The following is a 12,011-nucleotide window of genomic DNA, read 5'->3' as shown; positions in this document are numbered from 1 at the left end:
GGATGATCTTTCAGGGCTGACACTACGCTCCCTTTGGTGCGACAGCGCCTGCCCGGTCAGTGAGGCAATCAACGCCTCAATGCACCGACATCGGTGCGAAATCATGCGCGCGCGCCAGGTTGAACGCCAAAGCGCGATCCGCCACCAGTGCAAGGCGCTGGCCGTCCACCGCATGGACGGAATAGATCACGCCGGCATCGCCGACTTGTTCGCGCACTTCCTCGGGCAGATCTTCCACCGCCACCGGCCTGACATAGACGATGCGGCTCTTGCCCTCGGGAAATCCTTCAAACGGCGTATTCATCTTCTTACCCCTTTCTCTGCCCGATCCTGATCGTCTGCACGACGGTCTCCGGCACCTGGCGCCTGAGATCGACATGCAAGAGCCCATGCTCCATATGCGCCCCCGCCACTTCCACCCCATCCGCCAGCACGAAACTGCGCTGGAAGGCGCGCGATGCGATGCCGCGATGCAGGAAAACACGTTCCTGCCCGTTCTCGCCATCCGAGACCCGGCCGCGGATCACCAGCTGCCGGTCCTCGACCGTGATCGCGAGGTCTTCCTCCCGAAATCCGGCCACCGCCAGCGTGATACGGTAAGCGTTCTCGGTCACGGCCTCGATATTATAGGGGGGATATCCTTCACCGCTTTTGGCAGTGCGTTCGACCAGCCGTTCAAGCTGTTCAAACCCAAGAAGGAACGGGTGTGCCCCGAAGCTGAGTTTCGTCATTCCCGGACTGTCCTTTTACAAAGCGACAATTCGCGGCGGCGGGCCCCATCATCGGCGACCTGCCCCGGTATTGTGGAATATGGGGCGCAGCCTGTCCGGCTGCAAGGCCGGCAAATCACCGCCAATACGGGAAAATTTCTGCATTCCGCAGGGCGGTGCTTCTCCGAATCATCAATCGGCTCTATGATTTGATCAGAACCTTCAGCAAAGACCCGCGTCCAGCCATGAATGCCCCCTCTGAAATGAGCTTTGATGAGATGCTGCGCGTGAAACTCGGGGTTCTGCGCCGGGAACATCGTGATCTCGACGAGGCGATCTATGCGCTGGAACAGAACGGGCGTCCGGATATCCTGACGATCCGTCGGCTGAAAAAGCAAAAGCTGTCGCTGAAGGACCAGATCGCCACGATCGAAGATCGGCTGATCCCGGATATCATCGCCTGAGCCACCCAGCCGTTTGCTCTCCCCACGCTTGCGGCGGTCCGGGGTTTAGGCTAGGTCGCGCGCCCCAATCCCTTTCATGACGGGCGGCGATGATGCAGGCAGAGGTTCTCGCAGTTGATTTCGGCACCTCGAATACGGCGGTTGCTGTAACCGGACCCGATGGCCAGGTGCAGCGCATCGCCATCGAAGAGGGCAGCGACACCCTTCCCACCGCCGTCTTCTTCCCACCCGGAGGCGGCGCGATGCGCATCGGTCGTGCGGCAGGCGAGGCGCTGATTGCGGGGGATGAGGGCCGCTATATGCGGGCGCTGAAATCGGTGCTCGGAACCCCCTTGCTGCATGAGACCAGGATGATCGGCGGCAAAAGGCAAAGCCTCGCGGCCATCATCACCGCTTTTCTGGTCGAACTGCGCGCCCGGGTGACGCAAAGCCTCGGCGCCTGCCCCGACCGTGTTCTGTCTGGTCGCCCGGTGCATTTCCACAGCAATGACCCTGGTCGCGACGCCCAGGCCCTTGCCGATCTGCGCGCCTGTTACCTCGCCGCCGGCTTCACCGATGTTGACTTCCTGGCCGAACCCGAAGCCGCCGCCTGGGCCTGCCAGCAAGAGATCGGCGATCAGACCGGTCTGATCATTGATATCGGCGGCGGCACCTCGGATTTCACCGTCTTCCGCGCGGCAGGCGGCAAGGTCGATATCCTCGCCAGCCATGGTATCCGGCTGGGCGGCACCGATTTCGACCACTCCGTCGCGCTCGCCCATGTCATGCCGCGCCTTGGCCAGGGGGGCGAGCTGAAGCGCGAAATGGGGCCGGGGCTTTTGCCGGTGCCGAATGCGATCTATTCCGACCTTGCCACATGGGCGCGGATCCCCTTCCTCTACACGCCGGAAACCAGACGCGAAGTCGCCTCGATGCTGCGCCTTGCGGTGGATCGCAAACGGCTTGAACGGCTCGCCACCGTGCTGAGCGAAGAACTCGGCCATGAACTGGCCTTCGCGGTCGAGCGTGGCAAGATCGCGGCCAATAGTGGCGAGGCAAAGACCCGCATCGCGATGGAGTTTGTCGAGCCGGGCCTTTCGGCACCGATCTCCTTTGGCTCGCTGGATCTGGCGCTGCGCGATTACCGTATGGCGCTGGACCAGGCGATCCGCGAGACGCTGCGCCTGTCCGGGCTCGGGGCGGATCAGATCGGCGCGGTGATCCTTGTCGGCGGCTCAAGCCTGATGCGGCTGGTGAGCGACCTCGCGACAGAGATCCTGCCCGAGGCCCGTATCCACCGATCCGAGGCCTTTACCGCGGTGGTCGATGGCCTTGCGCTGGCCGCCGCCGCGTGAATGCGAAAAGGGCGACCCGAAGGGCCGCCCTTTCCTTTGCCAGGACGCCCCGGCTCAGACCTTCAGCGACGGCAGGATCTGCTTTTTGCGGCTCATGATCCCGGGCAGTACGACCGTGTCGCCCTCGACTTTCGCACCGAACGAGGCTTCGGCAATGGTCTTCACCAGATCATTCGGCACCAGAAGCGTGGCTTCCTCTTTCAGAATGTCGATGATGAACAACAGAACCTGATCGGCGCCATCGGCCTCTGCCACCGCCGGCATCGAGGCCATCAGGCTGGCTTTACGGTCCAGCAGCACTTTGGGCGCGGTGGTTTCCAGCACCGAGACCCGCAACTCTTTGCCGCCGATATTGTATTCCTTGCTGTCCATCCGCAGCAAAACCTCATCCGAGAATTCGGAGACATCCGATTTCGCCTCGAACAACTGGCTGGCATATTCGGGGATCGAGATGCCGAGATCGGCGGCGAGTTTCTCAGCCACAGCCCTGTCATGCGGCGTGGTGGTCGGCGAGCGGAATTCCAGCGTGTCCGACAGGATGCAGGACAGCATCGCGCCCCTGATCGCTTTCGGCGCGCGGGCCAGATCTGCGCCGATCAGGTCATGCATCAGCGTGGCGGTGCAGGCGAGCGGGCGGATGGTGATGTCGATCGGCGCTTTGGTCTTCAGCCCGCCGACCAGCATATGGTGGTCGATGATGCCGATGATCGAGGCCTCATTGACCGAAGGCGGCAGCTCGGCCGGGTTATTGGTGTCGACGATCACAACCTCATCACCCGCCGCCACATCCGCGATGATCTCGGGTTTCGCCAGATCCCAGTGCTTCAGCACGAAAGCGGCTTCGGTATTCGGCTCGCCCAGCAGATACGGTTTCGCCGGGGCACCTTTGATCTCCGAGAGATACCAGGCCCAGATGATCGGCGAACCGGTGGAATCGGTATCGGGAGATTTGTGGCCAAAAACCTTGATCGTCATGTCAGATTCCTTGCGGGAGGAGCTCAGTTTCGCCGCGCCTTATAGGCAAGGTGAAGACTTTTGTCACCTGAGGCCTCTGCTCCTGCGACGACATCGAACCCGCGCGTCTCTGACAGGATGCGAAAGCCTCCGGCGGGGATATTTAAGGACAGATGAAAGCGCTTTCCTCATCTGTCCTTAAATATCCCGGGGGTGCGGGGGCAGAGCCCCCGCCCTTTCTTACGACGGCCAGCCGCCTTTGCCGCGACAGCCATGTGGCGGCAGGGTTTTATCTCCGAATTCGTCAAAGAGGCGGGCGCAGCCCCAGTCCTGAACGAAACCCGGCATATATTTGTGCAGATCGATCCCGACCTCATCGAAAGGCGTGTCCGCGCCGGTCCAGTTTTTCACCCAGGACACATACCTATAGCCAACCATTGCGACGGCCGCGAAAACTGCCACGACCAGGATCGTCAAAAACCGTTTCACTTGTAATTACCTCTCTCATTCCTGCGGCATCCGCCGCCGCAGGCAGCTTTGCCATATGACTGAGAGAGGCTCCAGAGACCGCAGCGACGGAAAGCAAAATCCGGCACCTGCGGCCCCGACCGCGTCAGCCTTTGCGGGTCACGAAACGGGTTTCGAGATAGGCCTCAATCGCCTCTGATCCACCCTCGGTGCCGTAGCCGCTGTCCTTCATGCCGCCAAAGGGGGTTTCCGGCAGCGCGAGGCCGAGATGGTTGATCGTCAGCATCCCCGCCTCGATCTCATTCCCGAGCCGCGTCGCGGTCGCCGTGTCCGAGGTATAGGCATAGGAGGCCAGACCGAAGGGCAGCCGGTTCGCCTCGGCAATCGCCTCGTCGATGGTCGAGAAGCGGTTGATCACCGCCACTGGGCCGAAGGGTTCTTCGCTCATGATCCGCGCCGACAGGGGGGCATCGGCCAGCACGGTCGGCTCGAAGAACCAGCCCTCATTGCCGATCCGGCGCCCGCCGGTGGTCAGGCGTGCGCCCTTTTCAACTGCATCATTGATCAGTGCCTCCAGCGCAGGAATGCGGCGTTCATTCGACAAGGGCCCCATTTCGGTGGCCGGATCCATGCCGTCGCCCACCTTCAGCTTTGCCGCATAATCGGTGAACTTTTCGGTAAAGGCGGCGTGGAGGTCATCATGCACGAGGAAGCGGGTCGGCGAGACGCAGACCTGGCCCGCATTGCGGAACTTATGCATCGCGATCTGCGACACCGCGAGGTCGAGATCGGCATCGCCCGCCACGATCACCGGCGCATGGCCGCCAAGCTCCATCGTCGCGCGCTTCATATGCAGCCCGGCCAGGGCCGCCAGCTGCTTGCCGATCGGGGTCGAGCCGGTGAAGCTGATTTTCCGGATCACCGGATGCGGAATCAGATATTCGGAAATTTCGGCCGGAATACCGAAAACGAGGTTCACGACCCCCGCCGGCACACCGGCATCCTGGAAGGCCCGGATCAGTTCCGCCGGCGAGGCCGGGGTCTCCTCGGGCGCCTTCACGATGAACGAACAGCCCGCCGCAAGCGCGGCCGAGAGTTTGCGCACGATCTGGTTGATCGGAAAGTTCCAGGGGGTAAACGCCGCGACAGGGCCAACCGGCTGTTTCACTGTGAATTGCAGCACATCGGGGGCGCGCGACGGAATCACCTGGCCATAGCTGCGCTGGCCCTCGCCCGCGAACCAGTCGATCACATCGGCGGCGCCGGCGATCTCGACCTTTGACTGCGCCAGCGGCTTGCCGTTTTCCAGCGTCATCAGCACGGCGATATCATCGGCGCGGTCGCGCAGAAGGTTTGCCGCCTTGCGCATGAGCTTGCCACGTTCAAAGGCGGCGGTGTTTTTCCATATCCGGAAGCCGCGCTCTGCCGCCGCCAGCGCCGCGTCAAGATCTTCGCGCGCGGCATGGGCCACGGTGCCGATCTGGCGGCCGGTTGCCGGGTTGATCACGGGAATCGCCCTCCCCCCGGTTCCCGCGCGCCACTGGCCGTCGATGAAAAGGAGCGTTTCGGTATTGCGCGTCATGGCGACATCCTTCGGATCTGATCATCCCGCCCGGTCCGGGACTATGGCCTGACCGCGGCGCGGTTTTCTCCCGGCGGCAGCCAGTGGGCCCGGAGCAAGAAATAGCGCCGTGACTGCCCGGCGTCGACCGGACAATGCCGGATTAAGCAGGATATCTTTACGACCTGCCCTTATATGCTGCCTGCGCCGGCACAGTAGCGGCCGATCAGGGTGGCGATACGCCCCCCGCCAGGTCGAGTTCGGAAATCATCCAGCCATTTTCGGCCAGCAGGTTCAGCACACCTTCCTCGCCCGAGAGGTGCAGCGCGCCAAAGGCCACGACCAGCGGCCCTTTTGCCGCCGCCGCCTCGATCACCGGGATCCAGGCGCGGTTGCGGCGGATCATCATCACATCCTCCATCACAGCCATCTCGGCATCGACCTGGTCTTTGGTATAGCCGGGCTGCTTATAGGCGAAGAGCCGGTTCAGCTCCCAGATCATCCGCGAATCTGCTTCGAAATAAAGATCTGCCATCGTCACCGCCATATCCTCAGACTGCCCCTCCATCGCCAGCGAGGCCTCGACCATGGCAATCGACTGTTCCTCGCTCAGGGCGCCGAACATCGTGAACAGGGTGTCATAGGGTTCCAGCGCCCGGACCGGTACATCGGCCGCGCCGGCCGCCTCGATCAGCTGCGCGTCGAGCCCGTTTTTCAGATCGGGTTCGGCGATCATGCAGGACGGAATCGCCAGCACGACCGTGGCATACCAGGGCTGAAACTTGGCCGCGAAAACCCCCGGGATGCCGCGGGCCTCCAGCGCCTCGGAAAGCCGCCGCCAGGTATCGCGCGGCAGGCGTTCCAGCAGGCTCGGCCCTTCGGTGATGAACATGAGCGACGGGTTTTTACCCATCGCCTGCATCAGCGCGTCTTCCTCATCCGGACCGGCCTCGACCAGAAGCCCGGTTGCCTCGGCGATACGCCCGGTCAGCGCGGCCATGACCGACATATGACGTGGATCATCAATATGATAAGTGCCCACGATGGTCATCGCGCGACCCTCTTTTTCAGCCGTCCAGAAATTACCGCGTGCAAAGGGGACGGCATCGGCGCGGGCGCGAATCTCTTTCAGATCGCCGGGCAGCATCTGGTCGACCAGATTGGTCCCGGCACAATAGGCCGCAGCCTGCGAGACAAGCCCGAAAAGCGCAAAGGCTGCGACGGCGAGATGCTTCATGACGGGCTCCGGCAAAATGGGCGGCAGAACGGGCACAGGCCGCGCGGCGCGGCGCTGTTCCCTGGCCAGACTGACATTTCAGCGCGGCAAGACCAAGGCAAGACGCAGGCCGCCCATGAATGTCCCGGCTGACGTCTCCGCGCGTGCTTTCCAGCGCCTCCGGATCAGACGCCGGAACCGGCGGCGAGAATGCAGACAAAAAGCCGGAAGAAGCGGTTGACAGGCCAGAGGGCTTTACCTACCTGTTGTCCCGTTAGCACTCCCCCAGGGTGAGTGCTGATCGCATTCAACCTGGAACCTAAGGGAGTGTTACCAGATGGCATTCAAACCGCTGCATGACCGCGTGCTGGTCCGCCGCGTCCAGTCCGAGGAAAAAACCAAGGGCGGGCTGATCATCCCGGATACCGCGAAAGAAAAGCCCGCTGAGGGCGAAATCGTTTCGACCGGCGAAGGCGCGCGCAAAGATTCGGGCGAGCTGATCGCTCCGAGCGTCAAGGCTGGCGACCGCGTGCTGTTCGGCAAATGGTCGGGCACCGAAGTCACCGTCGAAGGTGAAGAACTGCTCATCATGAAAGAAAGCGACATCCTCGGCATCATTTCGTGATGACGGGCTGGCTCCGGCTTTTGCCGTGAGCCGCGCTTTCTTTTTCCTGAAACTTACATCCAAGGAGACAGCATAATGGCTGCCAAGGACGTTAAATTCACCACCGACGCTCGTGACCGCATGCTGCGCGGCGTCAATGTTCTCGCTGACGCGGTCAAAGTGACGCTGGGCCCGAAAGGCCGTAACGTCGTGATCGAAAAGTCGTTCGGTGCTCCGCGCATCACCAAGGACGGCGTGTCGGTTGCCAAAGAGATCGAACTTTCGGACAAGTTCGAAAACATGGGCGCTCAGCTCGTCAAGGAAGTCGCTCAGCGCACCAATGACGAAGCAGGCGACGGCACCACCACCGCTACCGTTCTGGCACAAGCCATCATCAAGGAAGGCCTGCGCTCGGTCGCAGCCGGCCTGAACCCGATGGACCTGAAGCGCGGCATCGACCTCGCGACCACCAAGGTCGTCGAAGCAATCCGCGCGGCGTCGCGCCCGGTCAAAGACTCGGACGAAGTTGCACAGGTCGGCACCATCTCGGCCAACGGCGAGGCCACCATCGGCCGCTTCATCGCTGACGCGATGCAGAAAGTCGGCAACGAAGGCGTGATCACCGTTGAAGAGAACAAGGGCCTGGAAACCTCGGTTGAGGTTGTCGAAGGCATGCAGTTCGACCGCGGCTACCTCTCGCCCTACTTCGTCACCAACGCTGACAAGATGATTGCGGATCTCGAAGACGCATACATCCTGCTGCACGAGAAAAAACTCTCGTCGCTGCAGCCGATGGTCCCGCTGCTGGAGGCTGTGATCCAGTCGCAAAAGCCGCTGATCATCATCGCAGAAGACGTCGAAGGCGAAGCTCTGGCGACCCTCGTCGTCAACAAACTGCGCGGCGGCCTGAAAATCGCTGCTGTCAAAGCTCCGGGCTTCGGCGATCGCCGCAAGGCGATGCTGCAGGACATCGCGATCCTGACCGGTGGCCAGGTGATCTCGGACGATCTGGGCATGAAACTCGAGAATGTCGGCATCGACATGCTCGGCCGCGCCAAGAAAGTCTCGATCAACAAAGACAACACCACCATCGTTGACGGTGCTGGCGAGAAAGCCGAGATCGAAGCCCGCGTGGCCCAGATCCGTACCCAGATCGAGGAAACCACCTCGGATTACGACAAAGAAAAGCTGCAAGAGCGCGTGGCCAAACTGGCTGGCGGCGTTGCAGTGATCCGCGTCGGCGGCATGACCGAAGTCGAAGTCAAAGAGCGCAAAGACCGCGTTGATGACGCTCTGAACGCAACCCGCGCTGCGGTGCAGGAAGGCGTGATCGTCGGCGGTGGCGTGGCTCTGGTTCAGGCCGGCAAGGTTCTTGAAGGCCTCAAGGGCGGCAATTCCGACCAGGACGTTGGCATCCAGATCATCCGCCGCGCGCTGGAAGCGCCGCTGCGTCAGATCTCGGAAAACTCGGGCGTTGACGGTGCGGTTGTTGCCGGCAAGATCCGCGAATCCTCCTCGACCTCGTTCGGCTTCAACGCTCAGACCGAAGAATATGGCGACATGTTCTCGTTCGGCGTGATCGACCCGGCGAAAGTGACCCGTACCGCTCTGGAGAATGCTGCTTCGGTCGCATCGCTCCTGATCACCACGGAAGCCATGATCGCTGACAAGCCGGCCGACAAAGGTGCTGCTCCGGCAATGCCGGGCGGCGGCATGGGCGGCATGGATTTCTGATCCATCCCTCATGGGACTTTTGGAAAGGGCGGCTCATCAGAGCCGCCCTTTTTCTTTGCCGCTGTCGCGGCAGGCGCCTCCGGCGGGGGAGTATTTAGGTCAGGAGGAAGTCAGGGCGCGGCCGGGCGGCGGATTGCCAGGATTTCAAGGGTCAGATCGCCTGCGGGGCGTTTCCAGGTCACCTCATCGCCGGGCCGCGCGCCGATCAGCGCGCGGGCAAGCGGGGAATGTGGTGCTATACGGCCCTGGCCCGGATCCGCCTCATCTTCCCCGGTGATCTCATAAAGTGTCTCAGTGCCGGTTTCATCCGCCACCAGCGCCTGGAGACCGAAGGCCATCTCTTCGGTGCTTTGGGCGGCGGGATCGACCGGGATCGCCGAAGCGAGCCGCGCCTCGAGCCAGCGGATATCGCGCTCAGCCGCCGCTTCGGGCAGCTTGTCGAGCCGATCTGCCCGCGCCCGCAAGGCCGCAAGGTCGCGCAGCCGCGCCGTCAGCCGCGCCTCCAGATCCGCCAGCCCGCGCAGGGTGACATAATTCGGATGCTTTGAGAGCGGCAGTTCCGGCAGATCGGGCCGGTCCGCTCCGGCGTCTTCATTTACAAATGCCCGGCTCATTCTGCCCCCTCACCAACCGGGCAAGGCTCGTCCGGAATACGCATCTTGTCCAGAGCCTTCCTCTGCCCCAGATTGACCCGATCACCAGTTGCCCGGGGAATGATCGTCATGAGCTATGCCACCGTCGCCCGAAGCTGCGCCCGGACCTGTGGTCGCCCCGCAACGCTGCTGATGGCCGCCGGTTTCGTGCTGACCTGGGGCATCACCGGGCCGTTTTTCGGCTGGTCAGACACCTGGCAACTGGTCGCCAATACCGCCACCAGCATCATCACCTTCCTGATGGTCTTCCTGATCCAGAACAGCCAGGACCATGACACAGCCGCCATCCAGCTGAAGCTGGACGAGCTGATCCGGGCAACCCAGGGCGCCCATAACGCGCTGATGGATCTGGAAGAGCTGGACGAACGCGAGATCGCCGAATTCCGCCGCCGCTTTATTGCGCTTGCCCGAGCGGCGCGCGACGGCCAGGCGCGGGGCGAGGGCGATACGGGGTCGCCTGAATGCTGAGGCAAGGCAGCCTGCCCCGGCCCGCTTTGCGGCCTGCCCCCGGCCGCGCGCGCCATGAGACCGTCGCGCTGATCCATGGCCTTGCCAGATCGCAGCGCTCGCTGCTGCCCATCGCGCTGCGGCTGAAGGCAGCCGGATATGAGGTGGTGAATATCGCCTATCCCTCGACCAGGATGGCGGTTGCCGCGCTGCCCGCGCTTCTGGACCGCCAGTTGGGCGCGGCGCTGGAGATGGGGCGGCCGCTTCATGCGGTGACGCATTCGATGGGGGGATCCTGCTGCGCGACTGGCTCAGCCGCAATACGCTGCCGCCGCCCGGCCGCGTCGTGATGCTGGCGCCGCCCAATCACGGATCGGAAATCGTCGACCGGCTCGGCGCGCTCGCACCGTTTCGCTGGGTGAACGGGCCGGCGGGGCTTTCGCTTGGCACCGCCCCTGACAGCTGGCCGAACCGGCTGCCGCCTGCCGATTACCCGCTGGGGATTATCGCCGGAAGCCGCTCTGTCAGCCCCTGGTTCTCATCGCTGATCCCGGGCGAAGATGATGGAAAGGTCAGCGTCGCCAGCACCAGGCTCGCGGGCATGAGCGATCATATCACCCTTCCCGTCAGCCATACCTGGATGATGTTCGCGCCCGGCGTCATCCGCCAGACCCTGCATTTCCTCGCCCAGGGCCGGTTCGCGCGCGAAACGGAGCCGCTTCCTCCTGACGTGAATGCGCCCGCGGTAGGCCCGCCATGAGTCCTGTATGCGCCCCGGCCGGAACCGTCAGGCCTTCACGACCCGGTTTACATGGCCCATCTTGCGCCCCGCGCGCCAGGCGCCCTTGCCGTAAAGATGCACCGCCACGCCGCTTTCGCGCAAAAGCTCCGGCAAGCGTTCGACATCGGCGCCGATCAGGTTCTCCATCACCACATCGCTGTAGCGGGTGCCATCCCCGAGGGGGAGACCGGCCACCGCGCGGATATGCTGTTCGAACTGATCCACCACACAGCCCTGCTGTGTCCAGTGGCCGGAATTATGCACCCTTGGCGCGATCTCGTTCACCAGCAGCCCTTCACGGGTGACAAACAGCTCCACCCCCATTACGCCGACATAATCCAGCGCATTGAGGATCCGCGCCGCGATCAGCACCGCATCGCTGCGCAGGGCCGGAGAGATCCGGGCCGGAACCGTCGTGGTCCGCAGGATGCCTTCACTGTGCACATTCTCGCCCGGGTCAAAGGCCGCAACCTGACCATCCGCGCCCCTGGCCGCGATCACCGAAATCTCGCGCTCGAAGGACACAAAACCTTCCAGCACCGAAGGCGCCCCCGCCATGCCCGCCCAGGCGGCGGCGAGGTCGGTCTCCGGGGCCAGCCGCAGCTGACCCTTGCCGTCATAACCGAAGCGTGTGGTCTTGAGGATCGAAGGCACACCAAGGCGCGCGACGGCCGCAACCAGATCCGCATGGCTGTCGACCTGCGCAAAAGGCGCGGTTTTCAGGCCAAGGCCGGTCAGAAACTGCTTTTCGGTGATCCGGTCCTGACTGATCGCCAGCGTCCGGCGATTGGGGCGGATCGGGCGCACCTCTTCGATCGCATCCAGCGCGGCGGTCGGCACATTCTCGAATTCATAGGTGACGACATCGACGCTTTCGGCGAAAGCCCGCAGCGCATCGAGATCCTCATAGGGCGCCGTGGTGACGCGGGCCGCCACATGCCCCGCAGGTGCCGCGCCCGGCTCAAAGATATGGGTGACATAGCCCAGCCGGCTCGCCGCAACCGAAAGCATCCGCCCCAACTGGCCACCGCCCAGAATGCCGATCACCGCGCCGGGCTCCAGCGGCTTCAACGCGTCAGTCATCT

General features: G+C 63.1%; 15 protein-coding genes. 7 read left to right on the top strand and 8 right to left on the bottom strand.

Going from position 1 to position 12,011, the window contains the following annotated elements:
• Positions 1 to 76 precede the first annotated feature (76 nt).
• Complete coding sequence (locus QNO18_RS06195) at positions 77 to 304, bottom strand: DUF1150 family protein (RefSeq protein ID WP_092895371.1); 228 nt, start codon at positions 302 to 304, stop codon at positions 77 to 79.
• A gap of 4 nt (positions 305 to 308) precedes the next feature.
• Positions 309 to 731: an Hsp20 family protein gene (locus tag QNO18_RS06190; RefSeq protein WP_092895369.1), complete on the bottom strand. Its 423-nt coding sequence runs from the start codon at positions 729 to 731 to the stop codon at positions 309 to 311.
• Between the two features lie 224 nt (positions 732 to 955).
• On the opposite strand from QNO18_RS06190, the gene QNO18_RS06185 reads away from it, so the two are divergent.
• Together QNO18_RS06185 and QNO18_RS06180 are read left to right on the top strand one after the other, a co-directional pair.
• Positions 956 to 1,174 carry a DUF465 domain-containing protein gene (locus QNO18_RS06185; protein ID WP_092901202.1) on the top strand — a complete coding sequence of 73 codons (219 nt, stop codon included), beginning with the start codon at positions 956 to 958 and terminating at the stop codon, positions 1,172 to 1,174.
• A gap of 92 nt (positions 1,175 to 1,266) precedes the next feature.
• Positions 1,267 to 2,508, top strand: coding sequence for an Hsp70 family protein (locus QNO18_RS06180; RefSeq protein WP_283176980.1), 1,242 nt, complete (start codon positions 1,267 to 1,269; stop codon positions 2,506 to 2,508).
• Positions 2,509 to 2,562: 54 nt separating this feature from the next.
• Here the strand turns inward: QNO18_RS06180 and QNO18_RS06175 are convergent, their stop codons facing one another.
• The 4 genes from QNO18_RS06175 to QNO18_RS06160 all read right to left on the bottom strand — a co-directional run bounded on the left by QNO18_RS06175 (position 2,563) and on the right by QNO18_RS06160 (position 6,728).
• On the bottom strand, positions 2,563 to 3,483 hold the full coding sequence (locus tag QNO18_RS06175) for a manganese-dependent inorganic pyrophosphatase (protein ID WP_283176979.1): 921 nt from the start codon (positions 3,481 to 3,483) through the stop codon (positions 2,563 to 2,565).
• 219 nt (positions 3,484 to 3,702) lie between these two features.
• The gene (locus QNO18_RS06170; protein ID WP_092895364.1) at positions 3,703 to 3,951 is read right to left on the bottom strand and encodes a hypothetical protein; all 249 of its coding nucleotides are present in this window, start codon (positions 3,949 to 3,951) and stop codon (positions 3,703 to 3,705) included.
• Positions 3,952 to 4,075: 124 nt separating this feature from the next.
• Positions 4,076 to 5,512, bottom strand: coding sequence for an NAD-dependent succinate-semialdehyde dehydrogenase (locus QNO18_RS06165; RefSeq protein WP_283176978.1), 1,437 nt, complete (start codon positions 5,510 to 5,512; stop codon positions 4,076 to 4,078).
• A 205-nt stretch (positions 5,513 to 5,717) separates the two neighbouring features.
• Positions 5,718 to 6,728: a TraB/GumN family protein gene (locus tag QNO18_RS06160; protein ID WP_283176977.1), complete on the bottom strand. Its 1,011-nt coding sequence runs from the start codon at positions 6,726 to 6,728 to the stop codon at positions 5,718 to 5,720.
• Between the two features lie 316 nt (positions 6,729 to 7,044).
• On the opposite strand from QNO18_RS06160, the gene QNO18_RS06155 reads away from it, so the two are divergent.
• A complete protein-coding gene (locus tag QNO18_RS06155) occupies positions 7,045 to 7,332 on the top strand; it encodes a co-chaperone GroES (RefSeq protein ID WP_198835956.1) in 288 nt (95 codons plus the stop codon).
• A gap of 75 nt (positions 7,333 to 7,407) precedes the next feature.
• Positions 7,408 to 9,045, top strand: a complete 1,638-nt coding sequence (gene groL / locus QNO18_RS06150; protein WP_198835957.1) for a chaperonin GroEL — start codon at positions 7,408 to 7,410, stop codon at positions 9,043 to 9,045.
• A gap of 110 nt (positions 9,046 to 9,155) precedes the next feature.
• On the opposite strand, the gene QNO18_RS06145 is transcribed toward groL, so the two are convergent.
• Positions 9,156 to 9,659, bottom strand: a complete 504-nt coding sequence (locus QNO18_RS06145) for a GreA/GreB family elongation factor (protein ID WP_283176976.1) — start codon at positions 9,657 to 9,659, stop codon at positions 9,156 to 9,158.
• 108 nt (positions 9,660 to 9,767) lie between these two features.
• Between QNO18_RS06145 and QNO18_RS06140 the strand changes: the two genes are divergently transcribed.
• From QNO18_RS06140 to QNO18_RS25615, 3 genes are read left to right on the top strand one after another with little or no spacing between them, the layout of a single operon-like run.
• Positions 9,768 to 10,166: a low affinity iron permease family protein gene (locus QNO18_RS06140; RefSeq protein WP_283176975.1), complete on the top strand. Its 399-nt coding sequence runs from the start codon at positions 9,768 to 9,770 to the stop codon at positions 10,164 to 10,166.
• The gene (locus QNO18_RS25620; protein ID WP_349293838.1) at positions 10,160 to 10,495 is read left to right on the top strand and encodes a hypothetical protein; all 336 of its coding nucleotides are present in this window, start codon (positions 10,160 to 10,162) and stop codon (positions 10,493 to 10,495) included. Before QNO18_RS06140 ends, QNO18_RS25620 begins: the two co-directional genes overlap by 7 nt.
• On the top strand, positions 10,495 to 10,905 hold the full coding sequence (locus QNO18_RS25615; protein WP_349293837.1) for a hypothetical protein: 411 nt from the start codon (positions 10,495 to 10,497) through the stop codon (positions 10,903 to 10,905). Before QNO18_RS25620 ends, QNO18_RS25615 begins: the two co-directional genes overlap by 1 nt.
• Before the next feature lie 27 nt (positions 10,906 to 10,932).
• Here QNO18_RS25615 and QNO18_RS06130 read toward each other — a convergent pair whose 3' ends face one another.
• The gene (locus QNO18_RS06130) at positions 10,933 to 12,009 is read right to left on the bottom strand and encodes a 5-(carboxyamino)imidazole ribonucleotide synthase (protein WP_283178753.1); all 1,077 of its coding nucleotides are present in this window, start codon (positions 12,007 to 12,009) and stop codon (positions 10,933 to 10,935) included.
• Positions 12,010 to 12,011 lie beyond the last annotated feature (2 nt).

It is taken from the genome of Gemmobacter sp. 24YEA27 (assembly GCF_030052995.1).
GTDB lineage: Bacteria > Pseudomonadota > Alphaproteobacteria > Rhodobacterales > Rhodobacteraceae > Pseudogemmobacter.
The sequence above is the reverse complement of the archived record's forward strand: the minus strand, read 5'-3'. Positions and strand labels throughout refer to the sequence as shown.